This is a genomic window from Rhodococcus erythropolis R138 (genome assembly GCF_000696675.2).
GTDB lineage: Bacteria > Actinomycetota > Actinomycetes > Mycobacteriales > Mycobacteriaceae > Rhodococcus_F > Rhodococcus_F erythropolis.
Genome location: NZ_CP007255.1, coordinates 1,847,152 through 1,865,498, shown reverse-complemented (window position 1 = coordinate 1,865,498; position 18,347 = coordinate 1,847,152). Strand labels below are relative to the sequence as shown.

The window sequence follows — 18,347 nt, the reverse complement described above, 5'->3', positions numbered from 1 at the left end:
TCACTGCCGCATCATCCCGATCAGCCCAGCTCGGCACGGTGGCTCCGCTGCCGAGCTGGGTTTTTGCACCCCCGAGATCGATGTATGTGAAGGCAGGTAACATACACCGAGCGCGGCCGACTCGGCCGTCCGCCGATTCGACTCCGAGGGGAACCAGTGCTCGATATCAGTGGTTTGATCGCGACGTGGCGTCCGACGCTGGACACCGCAGCGCGCAATGCATGGGGACTCTCGTTCGGCGACGGTGTCGAGAAGGCCGAACGCACGCCGTCGGTACTGATCAGCGAAGGTCTACACCGCGATCTGTATCGCTTCGGCGCATTGTGGACGCCCAGAGGCAATCCGGTTCTCCTCGTACCTCCCCTCGCGGTTTCAGCCGACTGCTACGACCTTCGTGCAGGCCAGAGCCTCGCCGCACACCTACTGGATGGCGCAAACACGCCCTACCTCCTCGACTACGGGACCATGCGGTACTCCGACCGCGGAATGGGTTTCGAGGCCTGGGTCGACGACATCATCCCGGAAGCGATCCGTACGATCTCGGACCTACATGACGGCGCACCTGTTTCGCTGATCGGGTGGAGCCTCGGCGGGACCATGTCTCTGCTCACGGGCTCCGCTCACTCCGACCTTCCGATCGCATCGATCACGGCAATCGGCACGCCAATCGATTACACGAAGATTCCCGCTATCAGCCCGTTGAGGCTGATCGGCAAATACACGGGCGATACCCCGCTCACCTCCGCGACCAATCTGGTCGGCGGACTACCTGCTCCACTCGTTCAGGCGAGTTACAAGGTGACGGCGTTGCAGCGCGAAGTCCTCAAGCCATGGTTCATCGTCCGCAATCTTCACAACACCGAGACCCTGGCTCGTATGGAATCGATAGACAAGTTCATGGCAGCCATGCCTGGATACCCGGGCAAGGCATTTCAGCAGATCTGCGAACAACTCATGCTCGGCAACAATCTCTACAACGACGCTGTCACGCTTGCCGGGCGCGAGATCAAACTGTCAGCTCTGAGCGTTCCCGTTCTCGCGATCGGCGGCACCACCGACGTGATTGCACCCATCGCTTCGGTGGAAGCGATCACGTCGGTCCTCACCGGAGCGCCGTCGGTCCGGTTCGAGAAGGCGCCGGGAAGTCACCTCGGGCTCGTTGCCGGCCCCACCGCGAGAGACTCCACCTGGGCGCACATCGACGAATTCTTGAAAGAGAATGCACCGCAGTTGGTTTCGACCAGCTAAATCACGGCGTCGTGATGCCCGCGGCTACAGCTGCCTTGTGCCAATCCGGGAATTCACTCAGCAAACGGGTGTACAACTGGGCGTCGTCGACGGTGTCGATGTCGTCCAGCGCGAAGAATCCGGCATTGTCGACCACCCTGCCGTCGAGGTCGTCGAGCTTCTCCAGCACTCCGTAGTTGGCCTTGCCGATTCCGACGAACTGCCAAAAGGCCGGGAGCCCAGACGCTTCGCGCATCAATTTCGTGATTTCCTTGCGCTCGCTGAAGCCTCCGTCGGTGAAGAACAGGACGAGCGTCGGCGCCGAACCACGTGTCAGGCCGGAGAGAATCTCAGTCATGATCGGCACTTCACGATTTGCGGCGCCGATCTTGTCATAGTTGAATCCGCCGTGCGAGCCGCGCAAGTGCAGGTAGGTATCCGACCACTCTTCCGCGTCATGGACAGAGATCTCGGGAAGCTTGACGAAGCTGACTGCATACAAGTACGGCTCCAGCTTGCCGTCGTCATCGAGCTGGATCGCAACGGGAACCATGCGTTCGACAACACGATGCACCACTCTGGTGCGGTACTGCTTGGCCATACTTCCGGTTTTGTCGATCACCAGGACCACTCGCGCCCGAATTCCGTTGCCACCCTTGGTCAGCAGGACCTTGGCCACTTCGCGCTTTCGGAGGTCCAGCTTTTCCCGCTTCACCATCGAGAGTTTGGCTTCGTCGGGCACGGTCCGAATGCCATCTGCCGATTCAGCCGAGTCGGGTCGGCTCTGCGGTTCCTCGTCGACCGAGACTCCGAATGCAGTGACCAGATCTGCCAATCCGCTGTCCCAACCCGCCGAAACGTTCCGAACCTTCCAGTCCGTGCCGCGGCGATAGATCTCGACGAGGACCGCTGCCCTCTCACTCGTCAAACCCAAAGCCTGAGCCACGATAGCGGTGGAACCAGGCTGCTCCACCACGACACCAAGGCCCCCGACAGCAGAAAGGGTTCCGTTTGCCGCCGCATCAAGCGCCACGGCAACACTCAGCTGGTGGATGTCGGCGGGCAACCTCGCAATGTCGATTTCGATGACGCCGCCGGACTCCAAGCGCACCGCACCTTCGGGCGACACCGGCTGATTGAAGAAGACAAAATCTGCGTCGTTCCGCACCTGGTTCCGTTCGTCGAGCTGGAACACCATCAGGTCCACCGTGCCCGGGGCGCTACCGTTCACCGCCACCTTCAGCGAAGTTCCGTCAACGACTGTGTTCGCTCCACGCGCCAGCTCCATGCCTGAAGATTAGCGGGCCACCAAAGAATCAACGGCCCCGCGGTCGGAAGAATCACAGCACACTTTCAGCAATCGCCAGGATTCTCGAGGCAGACTGTTCGTGGAAGATTTGTCGCACGCGGGACCAAGAGCCTGAACATCGACAGAATCTTAGGGTCGATCAGGAGGTCACCAAATGCCGCACGGCCAGGCGCGCACCATCCCGATGTTGCCACTCCTGCCACCACTGACGAATTTCGACGACGCCAGTCGCTCGATCGTGTCCTACCTCGACGAATATCTTCCGCTGGCACTGTGGTCGATCACGCGGTTCGACGGGTCGAATCAAATCTTTCTCACCGTCTCACCCAACCCACTTCACATCGAAGTCGGCGAGACCCGTACTTGGCAAAACACCATGTGCAGCGAGGTAGTCCTCGGAAATGCGCCGCCAGTCTCATCGAATCGCGCACTCGTACCTGCACTTTCCCGAGATGACAGGTGGGAAGGCATAGGCGCATACGTCAGCATCCCAATCCTTCACAACGACGGCAGTCTCTTCGGCACTCTGTGTGGCGCCGACCCGATTACGGGCGACTCCGTACTCGAGGACAACCTGGCCCTCCTCACTCTCCTGTGCCGACTCCTCGGAACGATTCTCGATGTCGACTATCAGCGCGCGCAGTCAGTGCGACTGGCCGAAACTGCGCAACTCGATGCCGAGACCGACCCGTTGACAGGTCTTCTCAATCGGCGCGGGTGGAACCGCATCCTCGAGGCCGAGCAAACCCGGTACCGCCAATTCGCCGATCCGGGATCTATCATCATCGTCGATCTGGACGGCATGAAGACCATCAACGACGAACTCGGTCACGCCGCGGGTGACGAATATGTTCAACGGGCCGGCAAGATCTTGGCAGCATGCGCGCACCCTGGTGCGGTGGTTTCACGGTTGGGCGGAGACGAGTTCGGAATCGCTCTGCCCGATACACAGCCGCGCGCCGTCGACTACCTGGTCGAGTGTTTGGAGAAGGCGTTCCGGAATGCCGACGTCCGTTGTTCGATCGGCCGAGCCGACTTTTCCATGTTCCAAAGCCTTTCCGAGACTTGGGATACGGCCGATGCCGAGATGTACCGCCACAAGCGCTCGAAGCACTGATTCGACTCCCCCACGGCCTGCTGGCACCGCATCGGAGGATCCCTTCGATGCGGTGCTGGCCCGTGTTCTGTTGTGCCCGAGGAGTACTACCTCAGGTTTTGAAGGTGGTGTTCGCGGGCCGCGGGTGCTGGCCGGGGTCGATCGAGGGTGGTGGGATGAACCACGGTTTGTTGTCGACCCCGATCCGGATCTCCCATTTCCCGACGAAACCCGTTTTGCGGTGCATCAACCGATGATGTGAACGGCACAGCAGGACAAGGTTGTTCATCACCGTCGGGCCACCGTTGGCCCAGTGCCGAATATGGTGCGCATCCGTCCACGCGGGAACACACGCACACCCCGGGAACGCGCAGCCTTTGTCCCGGGCGATCAACGCCACTCGCTGCTCCGCAGAGACCAACCGTTTCCCGGGTCTCGCATCCAACGGCGCCCCGTGGTCGTCGAGCAGCACGGTGGACAGGAAACAGTCGCAGCCGAGAAGCCTGGTCTGCGACACCGACAGCGGCCCCAGCCAGGGCATGTGCCCGACATCAAGATCCGACACAGCCACTCCACCACCATCGGGCGAGGGCGCGGCGGCGCAATCCCGATGCTCCGCGAGATCGCGGGCGTTGATGTGAACATTCACGTGCGGGCGTTGGCCGCCGTCGGTGCCGGTTTTGGCGCAGTCGAGGTAGCGGCGGATCAGTTCGGTGAACCCATCCGCGGTCCGCTTCGCCGCCGACCGGGCATCGGGGGTTCCATCGGGTGCCGGGGTGGGCATCGTCAGATTCGACAACGCCGACAACAACATTTCACCAGTGAGAGCATCGAAATCGCCGCGCACCACCACCCGACCATTCAACGTCGACGCGATCCGCAATTCATTCCGATCCACATCCTCGGCGGGCGGAATCTCATCCGATTCGAACACTCGCTCCAAGGTCGCGATCACGTTCCGCACCTTCGTCGTTGTCGCCTCCACGCCCGACGCGGCAGCCAACAACAAATCGATACAGCGAGGGAGCGCTTCGTCCGGCATTCCCTTCGGCGGTGACTCGCAGAACGCCACGATCAACACGGCATGCTCGAACGAGCAGTCCCCGCCATCGAACCGGGCCGCCACCGCCGGAAAAGGCCGCAGCGCCGCACCCAGGTCGGCGATCTTCTTCCCGTCCCGAACCTGCAGCATCGTGTTGGCCGCCAACCAGCACCCCACCCCGCGGCTCGCAATCACCTGATCATCAGGACGCATCGAGAGTTCGTCCACCACCGCCACACGAACAGCCTCGAGACGAAGAATCTCCGCACTCGCCGACACCGCAGCCGCACGCAACTCAGAAGCAGACAACTGCCACAGACGTCCGCGCAACCCCACCGCAGAACCCGAGACCACATCCGACAACAGAACACTCATTGAATCCCCCGATCCCCACCCCAAACAATACTCGAACACGTGTTCGAGTCAATACCTTGCTACCAGCACAAATGAGAGCGGGGAATAGTTCGATCGATCCAGGCGTATTATTTGAGTAAGCAATACTTGCGAGCGCAAATAAATGGAGGCTGTCACCGATGACTACCGACGAACGTCGACGCGGTTCCGTCTGGCGTGACCTAGTGGTCAGCCACAGCGTCATCCTCGGCAAGATGGAGGCGGACCTTCGAACCACCACCGGGCTCACCCTTGGCCAGTACGACGTTCTGCTCCGACTGCACGAAGCGCCGGGAAACACGATCCGAATGGGCGATCTGGCCGAACTGGTCCTGGTCACCACCAGTGGCGTGACGCGCGTCGTCGATCGATTGGTCGAGGCAGGACTGGCAGAGCGCGTTCGACCGGAAAACGATCGACGCGTCGTGACGGTATCGATGACGCCTGCGGGCAAGAAGACGCTTCGAAAAGCGTCCGCCATACACACGCGAGGGATCGCCGAATACTTCTCCGATCTCATTGAAACCGAGGAGCTTCCGGTACTCGAACGCTTCTTCTCCCGACTTGCCGCACATCACACGAATCAAGGCGGCGCATGCGATGCGCACGTAGAACAACTTTCCATCACCCCCACGAACAGATAGCGAGAAACAACATGGCTTTCGAATTGGGCGTCTACCATTTCGGTGAACTCACCCCAGATCCCACCACCGGCGCGATGATGAATCCCGGTGTCCACCTTCGCCATTTGGTGGAGCAGGCAACCGTTGCCGATCAGGTTGGACTCGATGTCTTCGGCGTCGGCGAGCACCATCGCACCGACTTCGCAGTCTCAGCCCCTGCAGTTGTGCTCGCGGCAATGGCTCAGGCTACCGACAACATCAAGCTGTCCAGCGCCGTAACTGTACTCAGTTCCGACGATCCCGTCCGTGTGTTCCAACAGTTCGCGACAGTCGACCTGCTTTCCGAAGGCCGTGCCGAGATCATTGCCGGCCGAGGTTCGTACACGGAGTCATTTCCGCTTTTCGGGTACGACCTGTCCCAGTACAACGAGCTCTTCGCCGAAAAGCTCGATCTACTACTGAAACTGCGCGACGAGAACCCGATCAACTGGGAAGGACAACTTCGCGCACCACTGATCGACGGTGACGTGACGCCCCGCCCGGACCATCAGATTCCGGTGTGGATCGCAGTCGGAGGTACTCCGGCCTCTGTCGTCCGTGCCGCGAAACTGGGCCTGCCCCTCTCACTGGCCATCATCGGTGGAAGTTACCAACAGTTCGAACCGTTCGTCGATCTGTACCGCAGGGCTGCAGCGGAGTTCGGACACGATCCGAAGAAGCTCGCTGTCTCGATTGCTTCGCCAGGATTTGTCGATACCTCGAAGCAAACAGCACTCGACACGTCGTACCCGTACTTCCAGGCCGGGTGGATGCAGAATCATCATCAGCGGGGGAACGGAGTTCCCATGCCGCGCAGGGCATACGAGGCGCAGGCAACCACCGCGGGTGCGTTCTTCCTCGGCGGCCCGCAGGAAATCATCGACAAGACGATGGCGCAGTACGAGCTGTTCCATCATGACCGCATCATGATCCAGATGGGGTTCGGCAACGTGCCACAGAAGGACATGCTGCGTGCGATCGAGATCCTCGGCACCGAAGTAGCCCCCGTTGTGCGTAAGGAAATCGAATCACTGAAGTCCTCCCAAAAATAGGAGTTTCGATGAGCACACCGCTCAAAATTGTTGCCGTTGTCGGCAACCTTCAAAAACCCTCCAAGACTCGTGCCCTCGTCGACCTGATCGTCGAAACCTTGGGAGACTTCGAGCAGATCGACACACGAGTTTTCGAGATCGTGGATCTGATTCCAGGTCTTGCATCTGCTCTGGATCGCGATCACGTCGACTCAGTGACCGCCGAAGCGCTGGCAGCAGTCGAGTCCGCCGATATCGTCATCGCGGCGTCACCGGTGTTCCGCGGCTCGTACACGGGAATGTTCAAGCATTTCTTCGATCTCGTGGACCAGTACGCGCTTGCCAACACTCCGGTGATTCTTGCTGCGACAGGTGGCAGCGACCGCCACGCTCTCGTGTTGGACCATGCCCTGCGTCCACTGTTCGCTTTCTTCCAAGCGCTGACCGCTCCGGTCGGGATCTATCTCAGCTCCGGTGATTTCGACGGAACGACTATCCTCAACCCCGAGGTATTCGAGCGTATCGAGATGGCAGCAAAGGACGTCCTGCCGGTAGCGAGGATGCTCGCGGAGCGGGATCGAGTTGCGCTGACGTGAACGCCCCTCATTCGCACAACACGGCAACAGTTGCCGGTCTGAGGATGATCGAACAGCTACGTCAGGTTCACGAACCTCTACGAGCCGATATCGAGGTACTCGAGAAAGCCCTGCAACAGTTGTCGGACGAAACCGCCGATCTGACTCGGATACCCGAAATGATCGACAATCTGACGATCGCGGATTTCGTCTGGCAACTACGGGTCAACTGCGACTTCTACTGCAACACGCTGACTCTGCACCACACCATCGAAGATCAACGTATGTTCCCCGTAATGACCAGGAACTTTCCCGAGTTGGCCCCTGCGGTCGAACGACTGCAGGCAGAACACAAGCTTGTCGGGGAGATCGTGTCGGAAGCCAAGCGTGCGTCACTCGCGCTGAGCACCGAATCCTCCACGGTCAATCGGGCACACGCCGCAATCTCCGAATTGGCGGATCATATGCAGTCGCACCTCGATTTCGAGGAGGCCACACTCTTTCCGTACTTCCGACGGATGGATCGCGACTGGCATTACGGCTGATCGTGCACACTCAGTGATTCTTCAGCTCCATCGCAGTAGCGTCGAAAGGGCCACCTCATGTCAGGAGCCCCCATGACCAACCCGGATCAACCCACCGTCCAGCAATCCGTTCCTCAGCACCCGATTCGACCGCCCGTCAATGCGGGTTGGGCAGTGGTCTCGCTGCTGTTCTTCTGGCCGCTCTCCTTCTCCGCTTTCACGCACGCCTTCAACGTGTATCCGCTGTGGGCCGACGGCGATGTGGCCGGGTCGCGGTACGCGTCCGATCGAGTGAAACGACTCGGTCAGATCTCGCTGTGGATCGCAGGCGGGCTACTACTCCTGGTCTGCATCCTGTACGCGATTGCGGCAATCGTGTGGTTCGCCAACGGCGGCCACGACTACGGGCCGCGGCGTATGCGCTGAACAACCACCCTGAAACAACAACACCGCAACAACAACACTGAAACAACAACACCGCCGAACATCACCTCATCAATCGATCGATGAACTCCATGGTCTGGTCCATCGAAGCGACCGTCGTTTGGCCGTGGCTGATTCCGCTGAGTTCTTGATACTCGAACTGCGTTCCTCGCGAACGCATGTCGACCAGTTGCGCCCAGGTAAGGGCGACAGGAACCGTTGTGTCCGACACGCTCTGCACCACACGCAGTGACCGGTCGTAGCCGTCGACCGGCACCTGCATCATCTCGCGAAACAGATCGTGGAAGCGTGGCGTCCACACCGACAGAGAAAACAACGAGCTCAACTGGATTCGTTCGGCGCGAATGTGGCGGCCGAGATCTCCGGCGCACAGTGTCCGAGCCTTTTCCATCCACTCGATCCCCTGCGGCGAGAGAACCTCCCGAATGTTCTCTTCGGGTCGTTGATCGTCGATCCCGGCCAGAACGTACAGCGCGTATCCCACCAACCCGGTGATGCCGATGTCGGGAAACAGCGGTCCGCCCAACGGAAACAAACCTTCCATATGGGTGGGGCCGGCAACAACGACCGAGCCGCGGAAATCCAATTCCGGTGCACGAGTGGTGGCCTCGTGTCCCGCGAAGTACGCCGCATGACCGCCTTCGGACAAACCCGCAACCATCCACCGCGGACTCAGCACACTGCCGTACAACTCGTGCGCAGCCCGCACGATGTCGACCGCATTCGCGCCGGCGGCATGTCCGTCGAGATAGGCCAGCACCCCGTCGGTACCCAGTCCCGAGTAGTCGGTAGCGACTACCGCGTATCCCTGCTCCAACCAGCGTTCGATCGGTTCGATCTCGCCCGGACCGAATCCGGTCGACGAGGGTGCACACTGATCCGCACTGCCCAAAGTTCCGTGGGCATAGGAGATGACGGGCCAACCGCCCGCCGGTGGGGCACCTTCCGGCAGAAACACGGACCCTGACGACTCTCCCCATCTGTCAGCGGTACGCAGAGTTCGATACACGACCCGCTGCGTCTCACCGGCGCCGACCGGAAACACTGCGGCCGAGAGTTCGCCATAGGACTCCAGCGCGCCCGCGACTTCCGGTTCGTCCGTCGTCGCCGCGGCAGCACCTGACCCCCAGCCGAGACTCGACAACAGAATGCTCGCCACCACGGCCGCAACAAAGGTTCTACCCGAACGACTCACCACGCCAACCCCTCCCGACCTGTGCGGAGCATGATGTCGATATGCAGATCATCATCACCGGTCACAGCCTGCCCGGACGTGAGTGTTCCGAAACCGCAACCTTCGAAGGGCGCAGCAACATCCACGTCGGCGTTCAGCGCCGAGGCAAGCCACACGAAGTCCTCGACCTCGTACCAGGAGATACCGAGACAGTGCGATGGGAACTGACAGCGAGCCAGGAGCGAAAGTCCGGTGCCTGGGACATTCTCGGTCCACACATCCAGGGTCCACCTCGCGGACGCTTCATCTACCTGTCCTGGGTGACGGTATCCGATGACCAGACGTTCGAGATGTTTCGGCGCGCAAAGCTGATGCTCGACGCGATCCCCGAGCACATCGTCGAGCAGGCCGACGCTTCCGGTGTGCTCCACGGAGACCTCGGGCTCACCGACGCCGCAGGTAAACCACTGTGCGCGGCAATCCGACCACCAACGATCACATGGTCCTCCTCGCCTTACTGAGCATCGTTCAGTAGTGTGGTGATCGAGCACTAACTCTGCCGGTGGCCCCACATAGTCGATACGGAGTCCGAACTGATGAGCACCGAACACCTCGATGTCCTGATCGTCGGCGCCGGCTTGTCCGGCATCGGTGCTGCTTATCGACTCCAGACCGAGCTCCCAGGAAAGTCGTACGCAATCCTCGAGGCCCGAGCGAACAGCGGCGGAACCTGGGACCTCTTCAAGTATCCCGGCATCCGATCGGATTCCGACATGTTCACGCTCGGCTACCCGTTTCGCCCGTGGACAGATGCCAAAGCAATCGCCGACGGTGATTCGATCCTGCGGTACGTGCGCGACACCGCGCGAGAGAACGGGATCGACAAGAAGATTCGGTACAACCGGAAGGTGACGGCCGCATCATGGTCGTCAGCGACCTCGACCTGGACAGTCACGGTCACGACCGGCGACGAAGACGAAACATTGACCTGTAACTTCCTCTATCTCTGCAGCGGGTACTACAGCTACGACGGCGGATACACCCCCGACTTCCCCGGACGTGAATCGTTTGCCGGTGAGGTAGTGCACCCCCAGTTCTGGCCCGAAGAACTCGATTACTCCGACAAGAAGGTCGTTGTGATCGGAAGCGGCGCCACCGCAGTCACTTTGGTCCCCACGATGTCACGGGACGCAAGCCACGTCACGATGCTCCAGCGATCACCGACGTACATTCTGGCGCTGCCGTCCAGCGACAAATTATCGGACACCATTCGCGCGGTACTGCCGAATCAACTCGCGCACAGCATCGCTCGATGGAAGAGCGTCGTAGTGAACCTGAGTTTCTACCAATTGTGCCGACGCAGTCCGGCGCGTGCAAAGAGGATGCTGAACCTCGCGATCAGTCGTCAACTCCCGAAAGACATCCCCCTCGATCCTCACTTCACACCCTCCTACGATCCCTGGGACCAGCGCTTGTGCGTCGTACCCGACGGCGATTTGTTCAAAGCCCTCCGATCCGGCAAGGCCTCGATCGAGACCGATCACATCGACACCTTCACCGAGACCGGGATCCTTCTCGCGTCAGGTCGCGAACTCGAAGCTGACATCATCGTCACTGCAACAGGATTGAAGATGGAGGCGTGCGGCGGGATGTCCATCGAAGTGGACGGCGAACTCGTCACCCTCGGTGATCGTTACGTCTACAAGGGCATGATGATCAGCGACGTACCGAACTTCGCGATGTGCGTCGGCTACACCAACGCCTCGTGGACTCTGCGAGCAGATCTCACGTCGATGTACGTGTGCCGACTGCTGACGGAGATGGACAAGCGCGACTATTCGAAGTGCGTGCCGCACGCGACCGAAGAAATGGACCAGCGGCCGATCCTGGATCTGGCGTCGGGGTACGTCATGCGTGCCGTGGAACAGTTCCCGAAGCAGGGATCGAAGTCACCGTGGAACATGCGTCAGAACTACATCCTTGACCGTCTTCACTCCACGTTCGGGAGCATCAACGACCACATGACGTTCTCGAAGGCACCAGCTCGACATTCGACGCCGGTACCGAGCAAGAGTTGAGCGGACCACGAACAACCAGGTAGAGCAGTCTGGCGAAGCCACCAATCGATCCGACGACAAAGAACACGCCAGAACCTGCGACCACGGCACAGAGCGCACCGAGAACGATGATCGTCGACGCCTCTACCATTCGACCGGCTGACTCCGATCCCAGAACGTGTATTTCATCAACTCCTTCGTTCATAAAACTATTTTCAGCCAACCGTCCAGCCGGTTTGTAGGGACTTTAGTCACGAGTCGCGTCAAAATGGACTCATAATTGCAGGTCAAGCGTTCAGTTGGCCACTCCGGTCGGATGAACTGCAGACCGTTCCGTAGTGTGCGCATCACAGAAAGTGGAACCAACGCCGGGGGGAACATCATGAAGGTCGTCGTTTTCGGGGCAACAGGAATGGTCGGCAACAGCGTCCTGAGGGAATGCCTCGACGATCCACGAATCGACGAAGTCGTGACCGTCGGCCGCAATCCGTCCGGTACAACTGCCCCGAAGATCGTCGACATCGTTCACCGCGACATGCTCGACTTCTCGGCGATCGAAGCCGATCTGACCGGCGCGGACGCCTGCTTCTTCTGCCTCGGTGTCTCCTCTGCCGGCATGAACGAAGCCGACTACACCCGCATCACGCATGACATCACGCTTGCCGCCGCCACAACACTGTCGGGTGTGAACCCTCAGATGGTGTTCGTCTACGTGTCCGGCGAAAGCGCCGACTCCACCGAAACCAGCAAGACCATGTGGAAGCGAGTACGTGGCGCGACCGAAAATGCGCTACTCGCCCTCCCTCTCACGACCTACATCCTCCGGCCCGGATTCATCCGTCCGCGCCCGGGATCGCCGTCGAAGACGTGGTGGTACAAGGCCTTCTATCAAATCTCCGTGCCTCTCTACCCACTCTTGCGCAAGGTCTGGCCCAGCAGCGTGACCACCAGCGAAAACATCGGCAGGGCAATGATCACCCTCGCGGCAAACACGCCAGATCTTCCCGACCGCGTCCTTCGCAGCGACAAGATCAACGAACTCGCGCAGGCCTGACAGTCTTACCTCGAAAGACGAAGCCGCGGGCGACGAGTTCCAACGCCACGGCGACCGAGCAGGTTTGCGCCAACAGCAGCCCTGCCAGCACAAGAATTTGCACGGCACCGGCTTGAACGGCCGAACCCGTCGCGAGCAAAACGCCGACAAAAGCGCCGGGCAATGTCACGAGGCCGACGGTGCGCGTCTGGTCGACTCCCGGTAGCAGGGCGTCGGAGGCTGCGGTGCGGGCTACTTCCCACCGTGCATCGCGCTGGGAAAATCCAAGGCTCAGTGCGGCTTCGACTTCCCCGTATCGATCATCGACGGCGTCGAGTCCGCGTTTGGCTGCCATCGATGTTGCAGTCATAGCGCCGCCCAGAACAATTCCGCCGATCGGCACCAGAGCGATGCCTTCCAGCGGAACCACTCCGGACAGCAGCATCAGTGGCAGAACCACACCGATTCCCGACGCCAAGGCGATGGTCAGCCACGCTCCGGACGTTCCTGCGCCGCAGCGTCGTGCAGCGGTGAACGACGCCGCAGCGAACATGCCGACAAGCACGAGGATCGCTGACCAGATGTGAGCCAAGGCAGCGGCGAGTATCAACGAAATCGCAGCCAACTGAAGAGCGCCACGAACGAGTGCGCCGGGGACTACCCGAACGCTACCGAGAGAGGTGAATCGGTAGACGAGCGTGGCGACAAGAGCCATGACGATGCAGAGCACAGCCAGACGGATGCCGGAGTCGGCTATCGAAAGGCTCATAGGTCACAGTGTTCCCTACGAGCCGAGTCCGATTCGAATTCGAGAACCGCTCAGAAAACCCAACCGCGAAGAGCGACGAATCGCAGGCCACCGACAATTCCACTCACTGCGATCACAAGCCCGGCTTGAAGAAGTCCGTCGGCGCCGGGGAGAAGGAAGCCGAGCGCACTGATGGCGGCCGAACTGGCGATCAACCCGACCAGAGCGAGTCCACCGCCTTCCCACTGCGCGGTGAACCAGTTGACGCGATCCGCGGCATGGAAGGTGAGCCGGCGATGCAGTTCGTTGGCCAGAATGGTGCTCAAGACTGCACCAACTGCGTTGGCGACCAGCGCTCCGTCACCGCGCAGCGCCAGAAAAGCGGCAAAGTACAAGATGTTGCTGGCTCCGCCGACGAGGGCAAAACGAACGAGCTGAGCAAAGGCGCCGTCGCCGGCAAGAGCGCGAAGCCTCGTTGCCGCGAAACCTGCACTCCGCGTACCCACCATCGAGATCGGATTGCTCCCGACCCAGATGTCAGACGTGCTCATATCGGCTTCTCTCATACGGACAATCGGAACCACACGTTCCGCTTAGTAATATAGCACTAACGGAATCGATCATTCCGCTTAGTGCCGTAGACTGTGAGGATGCCGACAACACACCCCGACGCTTCTCACGCGGGGACCTCGGCCGACTGCTCACAGCCGCGCCTTCGGTCCGACGCCAAGGCCAACCTCGAGCGCATCCTCAACTCCGCTCGCGAGGTGTTCGCTGCCCAAGGACTCGACGCCACGCTGGCGGACGTCGCCAAGCACGCCGGCGTCGGCGTCGGCACCGTCTATCGCCGGTTCGCCAGCAAGGACGAGCTGATCCAGGCCCTGTTCGACACACGATGCTCCGAGATCGAAACGATTGCCGCCACCGCCCGGGAGATGCCAGACGCCTGGGAAGGTCTTGTCTACTTTCTCGACGTGATCTCCCTGCGCATGGCAGACAACCGCGGATTCGGCGATCTCCTGATGGACGGGCGCTTCGCGTCCGACACTTTCGCTCGCGCGCGCGCCGGGATCGCTCAGCACACCGCGGCACTTGTCAATCGCGCCAAGGAACAGGGCACCCTGCGGAGCGACTTCGAAGTCAACGACATTCCGCTTCTCATGCAGGTCGTCAAGATGGCCCAGAAGTTCGGCGGCGACGAGGCCCCTCAGGCTTACCGCCGCGCACTCGGGTTCATGATCGACGGACTCTGCGCGTCCCGCACCGGCCATCGCGAGTTGCCCGTCCCGGCGCTTTCCTCCGAACAACTCGATCACGTCCTTCATCGGTTTCAGGCATCGCCCGATAAGAACTGCTGACTCGATTTCGGGGTCGACGCCGCAATGGCGTCGACCCCGAAATTTGCTGTCAGTGAGCGATTACCGGTTCACCTTCCGGCGAATCCGGAAGCAGTCCACTCCGAAGAACCAGTCCGGTCAAGACCGCACCGACCGCGAATATGCCTGCGGCCCAATAGAACGTGGTGGTGTAACTCTCGACGGCAGCCTGTGCCTGGGTCAGCGGATTCATCTCGCGGCCCACCAGGTAGTTGGTGGAAGCCGAGGCTGCAATCGTGCTGAGCAGTGCAGTTCCGATCGAGCCGCCCACCTGCTGCATCGTGTTGACCGTGGCAGATGCGACGCCGGCATCTTCGTGGTGCACGCCTGAAGTTGCTCCCTGCATCGACGGGGCGAAAATGCTGCCCATGCCGAGTCCGGTGACAACGAGCCCCGGCAGAATGTGGACTGCATAGGTGCTGTCCACGGAAATCTGGGCCAGCAGCGTCATTCCGATCGCCGCGATGACCATTCCGCTCACGATCAGCACTCGCGGACCGACGCGCGGTAGCAAAACCGCTGTCGAAAGCGTTGCCGCTGTCACGATTCCGAACACCATCGGCATGAATGCGAGGCCGGTCATGATCGGGCTGTACCCGAGGATCAGCTGCATGTAGTACGTCAGGAACAGGAAGACTGCGAACATGCCTGCGCCGGAAAGGAAGATCGCCAGGTACGAGCCAGCCCGGATTCGGTCGAGGACCACCCGCAGCGGAAGGAGCGGGTGCTCGGACTTGGTCTGCCAGTAGATGAACGCCGCCATGAACACGACGCCGGCAACGAGCCACGAGATGGTGGGAGTTGCACTCCACCCGTCCGATTCGGCCTTCGAGAATCCGAAGACGATGCTGAACAAGCTGATCGACACCAGGATCGTTCCCGGGATGTCGAGCTTGGGTCGCGAGTCACTGGTGTGCGGCGCGAGCAACAGGACTGCTCCGACCAGGGCGATCGCCGCGAAGAAGAGATTCACGAAGAGGCACCAGCGCCAGTCGACCCACTCGGTGAGTGCGCCGCCGAGCAGCAGTCCGATGGCGCCACCGCCGCCGGCAACGGCACCGAAGATACCGAAAGCCTTGGCACGCTCACCTGGATCCGTGAATGTCACGGACAGCAGCGACAGGGCTGCCGGGGCAAGGAGCGCACCGAATACGCCCTGGCCGGCACGAGCGGCAACAAGCATTTCGAAGTTGACGGCTGCGCCACCGATGGCGGAAGCCACTGCGAAGCCGATAAGACCGACGATGAAAGTTCGCCTGCGCCCGAACAAGTCGCTCAATCGACCGCCGAGTAGCAGCAAGCTGCCGAACGCCAATGCGTATGCCGTGATGATCCACTGGCGGTCCGAATCACCGAACTCCAGTGAGCGCTGCGCAGCAGGCAGCGCGATGTTGACGATGGTGGCATCCAAGACCACCATCAGCTGCGCAATTCCCAGAACCGCGAGAACCAGCCACCGCTTTGCGTGGTTGTCCCCTGAAGGCGCTGAGGACTGCTCGAATTCAGTCCGTTCAGCAATGTCTGACATAGTCCCTCGCCCAACCTATGCGGAGATGGCTTCTCCGGTTAGCAAAAACGCTACACGAAAACGGAGAGGCTGTCTCCACTTGGCGGGTAGAGTGGGGACATGAGTACCGCAATGGAGCGCCCCCTTCGCGCCGATGCTGCACGTAATCGGCAGTTGATCATCGACGCCGCACGTGAATTGTTCGCCGAAGAAGGGATCGACGTCACACTCGACGACGTCGCCCGGCGCGCGGGTGTCGGCGTCGGAACGGTCTATCGGCGGTTCGCCAGCAAGGAAGAATTGATCGACGGAGTCTTCCAACAGAACTTCGCCGACATGGCGGCGGCCGCGGACGCGTCACTCGCCAATCCGGATCCGTGGGACGGCCTTGTCACCTTTGCCGAATTCGCCTGCAGCCGTATGTCGGTCAACCGCGGGCTCAAAGACGTCCTGAACGGAACCGACGAGGGATGCGAGCAAGTCGCATGCCAACGATCCATCATCGAACCGTCGGTCGAGAGGATCTTCTACCGGGCCCAGGAGGCCGGGATGCTGCGCCCCGACGCCGTACCGACGGACCTGTTCGGCCTCATCTTCATGGTGGGCGCAGTCACCGAATTTGCTCAGCCCGTCAACCCGACCGTGTGGCGTCGATACCTCTCGGTGATGCTCGACGGTCTACGCACGGAGGGGTTGCACCGTGACGCACTCCCCCTTCCTCCACTGAGTTCGGAGGAATTGCACGAGGCCAAGCAATGCCTGAAAGACCGCCGCCGTTGAGCGGTTCGGTCAGATCTGCTCACGAGGAATGAAAATCCACATCACGATGTAGATCAGAAACTGCGGGCCGGGCAGCAGGCACGAGAGCACGAACAGCAAGCGGACAGTCGACGACTTCCAACCGAAGTATCGAGCGATTCCGGCGCACACCCCACCGAACATTGCTCCCGAGCGGGCGCGGGTGAGCTTGCGGGTCTTCATCGGGGAGGTCATGTGTTGTTTCCTTTCAACGGAACTCGCGGTTCATCCGCGTCGACCTCCACTATCCGCCGCCGATCCACCTGTGCGCATCAGGCCATGGACCCATCTTTTCCGACGCGGTGTGTCCTCAGGTACGAGTCCGTCCCCACGTCGGACTCAGGGTTCTCCCCCACACCCCAGCCTCGAACCCCAGCCTCGTACCTCAGCAGGGAAACATGCGTCGAAGCCGTTTCGGAGCCGCAAAAGGTTGCCAGTTGTCCACGTCCTGTGCCAGACGATCGGCAACCGTCCACAACGCCGACGGGTTGTGGGTCAACCCCATATGACTGCCTTGCACCGCAATGCTTTCCGACAGGCCTGCCGAGGTTTCACAGCACGCTTGCCATGGAACGATACCGTCGTGCCTGGAGTAGACCGACGTGGCAGGAACGGAAATAGGCGATCCCTGTTCGGATTCGATGCCGTCGACCGGAGGCAGTATCGCGTGATTACCGGACAAACGAGCGTAGAGAGATCCGACTCTCGTCTGCTCCAGACTGGTGAGACCGAAAGGACTTCCGAGTGTCACTACCTGACGTACCGATTCCGGCAGATCCCTCGCCAGCTTTCGAGCGTAGATACCGCCCAAACTCCAGCCGATCACCGACACCTTCTGCTCGTATCGATCGGCTACCTCGGCCAATGCGGCAGGCAATCCGTCGACCACCGTCGCCGTCGGACCGGTGTTCAGACCCAGATTCCAACCGTGAACCCGGTATCCGAGAAAGCTCAGGTACGTCCTCAATGCGAGAGTCGACACGTCCGAAGTCAGCAATCCGGGGAGAACGAGGACCGGATGCCCGTCCCCACGCGGCGATCGAAGCAACCAAGGAGCCGCGAGAAGCAGTGAAGCGATGTCGACCAGTCCGCGCGTCGGCTCGCTCAGACACATCGCCAAGGATGGTGGCCCCGGAACGAGTGGGTCGACTTCACGAATCAGCGTCGATCGCTGCGCCCAATCGAATTCGGTCTCCGCGAAATCAATCGCCGAGACTTCCGCAACTACGGACACCTGAACTCCTGTCGGCCGGTGCCCTTGCCGGGGCGCGTGGTGGGGCGGTTCCGCGAGCTGTGTGCTCAACCCGCGGAACCTTGTCCTCATCCACCACCGGTAGCGAACCAGGACCCG

At 60.8% G+C, this 18,347-nt stretch carries 20 protein-coding genes; 12 read left to right on the top strand and 8 right to left on the bottom strand.

The features are described from left to right. Nucleotides 1-156 precede the first annotated feature (156 nt). Complete coding sequence (locus H351_RS08755; protein WP_029256148.1) at nt 157-1,248, top strand: alpha/beta fold hydrolase; 1,092 nt, start codon at nt 157-159, stop codon at nt 1,246-1,248. Between the two features lies 1 nt (nt 1,249). On the opposite strand, the gene H351_RS08750 is transcribed toward H351_RS08755, so the two are convergent. Beyond that, the gene (locus tag H351_RS08750) at nt 1,250-2,515 is read right to left on the bottom strand and encodes a vWA domain-containing protein (protein ID WP_029256149.1); all 1,266 of its coding nucleotides are present in this window, start codon (nt 2,513-2,515) and stop codon (nt 1,250-1,252) included. A 175-nt stretch (nt 2,516-2,690) separates the two neighbouring features. Between H351_RS08750 and H351_RS08745 the strand changes: the two genes are divergently transcribed. Further along, nucleotides 2,691-3,653 (top strand): GGDEF domain-containing protein, encoded by a 963-nt coding sequence (locus tag H351_RS08745; protein WP_029256150.1) that lies wholly within the window; start codon nt 2,691-2,693, stop codon nt 3,651-3,653. 91 nt (nt 3,654-3,744) lie between these two features. On the opposite strand, the gene H351_RS08740 is transcribed toward H351_RS08745, so the two are convergent. Then, entirely contained in the window at nt 3,745-5,049 is a 1,305-nt protein-coding gene (locus tag H351_RS08740) for an HNH endonuclease signature motif containing protein (protein WP_059016329.1), read from the bottom strand. A 158-nt stretch (nt 5,050-5,207) separates the two neighbouring features. Here H351_RS08740 and H351_RS08735 point away from each other — a divergent pair, with 158 nt between their 5' ends. From H351_RS08735 to H351_RS08715, 5 genes are all read left to right on the top strand, one after another. After that, a complete protein-coding gene (locus H351_RS08735; protein ID WP_020908970.1) occupies nt 5,208-5,711 on the top strand; it encodes a MarR family winged helix-turn-helix transcriptional regulator in 504 nt (167 codons plus the stop codon). 11 nt (nt 5,712-5,722) lie between these two features. Beyond that, nucleotides 5,723-6,781, top strand: a complete 1,059-nt coding sequence (locus tag H351_RS08730) for an LLM class flavin-dependent oxidoreductase (protein ID WP_029256151.1) — start codon at nt 5,723-5,725, stop codon at nt 6,779-6,781. Between the two features lie 8 nt (nt 6,782-6,789). After that, nucleotides 6,790-7,356, top strand: a complete 567-nt coding sequence (gene msuE / locus H351_RS08725) for an FMN reductase (RefSeq protein WP_019745144.1) — start codon at nt 6,790-6,792, stop codon at nt 7,354-7,356. Next, nucleotides 7,353-7,880: a hemerythrin domain-containing protein gene (locus tag H351_RS08720; protein ID WP_029256152.1), complete on the top strand. Its 528-nt coding sequence runs from the start codon at nt 7,353-7,355 to the stop codon at nt 7,878-7,880. The genes msuE and H351_RS08720 overlap by 4 nt, the downstream gene beginning before the upstream one ends. A 72-nt stretch (nt 7,881-7,952) precedes the next feature. Further along, the gene (locus H351_RS08715) at nt 7,953-8,285 is read left to right on the top strand and encodes a CD225/dispanin family protein (protein ID WP_003940071.1); all 333 of its coding nucleotides are present in this window, start codon (nt 7,953-7,955) and stop codon (nt 8,283-8,285) included. 61 nt (nt 8,286-8,346) lie between these two features. On the opposite strand, the gene H351_RS08710 is transcribed toward H351_RS08715, so the two are convergent. Beyond that, a complete protein-coding gene (locus H351_RS08710; RefSeq protein ID WP_029256153.1) occupies nt 8,347-9,501 on the bottom strand; it encodes an alpha/beta hydrolase in 1,155 nt (384 codons plus the stop codon). 38 nt (nt 9,502-9,539) lie between these two features. Between H351_RS08710 and H351_RS08705 the strand changes: the two genes are divergently transcribed. From H351_RS08705 to H351_RS08695, 3 genes are all read left to right on the top strand, one after another. Next, nucleotides 9,540-9,998 (top strand): DUF5990 family protein, encoded by a 459-nt coding sequence (locus H351_RS08705; protein ID WP_029256154.1) that lies wholly within the window; start codon nt 9,540-9,542, stop codon nt 9,996-9,998. 75 nt (nt 9,999-10,073) lie between these two features. Then, the gene (locus tag H351_RS08700; RefSeq protein WP_029256155.1) at nt 10,074-11,555 is read left to right on the top strand and encodes a flavin-containing monooxygenase; all 1,482 of its coding nucleotides are present in this window, start codon (nt 10,074-10,076) and stop codon (nt 11,553-11,555) included. Nucleotides 11,556-11,874: 319 nt separating this feature from the next. After that, nucleotides 11,875-12,588 carry an NAD(P)H-binding protein gene (locus H351_RS08695; RefSeq protein ID WP_241896037.1) on the top strand — a complete coding sequence of 238 codons (714 nt, stop codon included), beginning with the start codon at nt 11,875-11,877 and terminating at the stop codon, nt 12,586-12,588. On the opposite strand, the gene H351_RS08690 is transcribed toward H351_RS08695, so the two are convergent. Continuing rightward, nucleotides 12,566-13,336, bottom strand: a complete 771-nt coding sequence (locus H351_RS08690) for an ABC transporter permease (RefSeq protein ID WP_020908978.1) — start codon at nt 13,334-13,336, stop codon at nt 12,566-12,568. The genes H351_RS08695 and H351_RS08690 overlap by 23 nt on opposite strands. Before the next feature lie 50 nt (nt 13,337-13,386). Continuing rightward, nucleotides 13,387-13,824, bottom strand: a complete 438-nt coding sequence (locus H351_RS08685; protein WP_020908979.1) for a GtrA family protein — start codon at nt 13,822-13,824, stop codon at nt 13,387-13,389. A gap of 141 nt (nt 13,825-13,965) precedes the next feature. Here H351_RS08685 and H351_RS08680 point away from each other — a divergent pair, with 141 nt between their 5' ends. Beyond that, complete coding sequence (locus tag H351_RS08680) at nt 13,966-14,673, top strand: TetR/AcrR family transcriptional regulator (protein ID WP_020970663.1); 708 nt, start codon at nt 13,966-13,968, stop codon at nt 14,671-14,673. Between the two features lie 49 nt (nt 14,674-14,722). Here the strand turns inward: H351_RS08680 and H351_RS08675 are convergent, their stop codons facing one another. Beyond that, nucleotides 14,723-16,219: an MFS transporter gene (locus tag H351_RS08675; protein ID WP_003940566.1), complete on the bottom strand. Its 1,497-nt coding sequence runs from the start codon at nt 16,217-16,219 to the stop codon at nt 14,723-14,725. A gap of 99 nt (nt 16,220-16,318) precedes the next feature. Between H351_RS08675 and H351_RS08670 the strand changes: the two genes are divergently transcribed. Then, nucleotides 16,319-16,978 (top strand): TetR/AcrR family transcriptional regulator, encoded by a 660-nt coding sequence (locus H351_RS08670; protein ID WP_019745154.1) that lies wholly within the window; start codon nt 16,319-16,321, stop codon nt 16,976-16,978. A gap of 9 nt (nt 16,979-16,987) precedes the next feature. Here H351_RS08670 and H351_RS08665 read toward each other — a convergent pair whose 3' ends face one another. Both H351_RS08665 and H351_RS08660 read right to left on the bottom strand, forming a co-directional pair. After that, complete coding sequence (locus tag H351_RS08665; protein WP_019745155.1) at nt 16,988-17,191, bottom strand: PspC domain-containing protein; 204 nt, start codon at nt 17,189-17,191, stop codon at nt 16,988-16,990. Nucleotides 17,192-17,381: 190 nt separating this feature from the next. Continuing rightward, a complete protein-coding gene (locus H351_RS08660) occupies nt 17,382-18,230 on the bottom strand; it encodes an alpha/beta fold hydrolase (RefSeq protein WP_029256157.1) in 849 nt (282 codons plus the stop codon). Nucleotides 18,231-18,347 lie beyond the last annotated feature (117 nt).

Excerpts from the sequence above, each read along its gene's own strand:
- H351_RS08750 (WP_029256149.1), bottom strand. The coding sequence starts at position 2,515 with ATGGAGCTGGCGCGTGGAGCGAACACAGTCGTTGACGGAACTTCGCTG.
- H351_RS08745 (WP_029256150.1), top strand. The coding sequence starts at position 2,691 with ATGCCGCACGGCCAGGCGCGCACCATCCCGATGTTGCCACTCCTGCCA.
- H351_RS08740 (WP_059016329.1), bottom strand. The coding sequence starts at position 5,049 with ATGAGTGTTCTGTTGTCGGATGTGGTCTCGGGTTCTGCGGTGGGGTTG.
- H351_RS08735 (WP_020908970.1), top strand. The coding sequence starts at position 5,208 with ATGACTACCGACGAACGTCGACGCGGTTCCGTCTGGCGTGACCTAGTG.
- H351_RS08730 (WP_029256151.1), top strand. The coding sequence starts at position 5,723 with ATGGCTTTCGAATTGGGCGTCTACCATTTCGGTGAACTCACCCCAGAT.
- msuE (WP_019745144.1), top strand. The coding sequence starts at position 6,790 with ATGAGCACACCGCTCAAAATTGTTGCCGTTGTCGGCAACCTTCAAAAA.
- H351_RS08715 (WP_003940071.1), top strand. The coding sequence starts at position 7,953 with ATGACCAACCCGGATCAACCCACCGTCCAGCAATCCGTTCCTCAGCAC.
- H351_RS08705 (WP_029256154.1), top strand. The coding sequence starts at position 9,540 with ATGCAGATCATCATCACCGGTCACAGCCTGCCCGGACGTGAGTGTTCC.
- H351_RS08700 (WP_029256155.1), top strand. The coding sequence starts at position 10,074 with ATGAGCACCGAACACCTCGATGTCCTGATCGTCGGCGCCGGCTTGTCC.
- H351_RS08690 (WP_020908978.1), bottom strand. The coding sequence starts at position 13,336 with ATGAGCCTTTCGATAGCCGACTCCGGCATCCGTCTGGCTGTGCTCTGC.
- H351_RS08685 (WP_020908979.1), bottom strand. The coding sequence starts at position 13,824 with ATGGTGGGTACGCGGAGTGCAGGTTTCGCGGCAACGAGGCTTCGCGCT.
- H351_RS08680 (WP_020970663.1), top strand. The coding sequence starts at position 13,966 with ATGCCGACAACACACCCCGACGCTTCTCACGCGGGGACCTCGGCCGAC.
- H351_RS08675 (WP_003940566.1), bottom strand. The coding sequence starts at position 16,219 with ATGTCAGACATTGCTGAACGGACTGAATTCGAGCAGTCCTCAGCGCCT.
- H351_RS08670 (WP_019745154.1), top strand. The coding sequence starts at position 16,319 with ATGAGTACCGCAATGGAGCGCCCCCTTCGCGCCGATGCTGCACGTAAT.
- H351_RS08665 (WP_019745155.1), bottom strand. The coding sequence starts at position 17,191 with ATGACCTCCCCGATGAAGACCCGCAAGCTCACCCGCGCCCGCTCGGGA.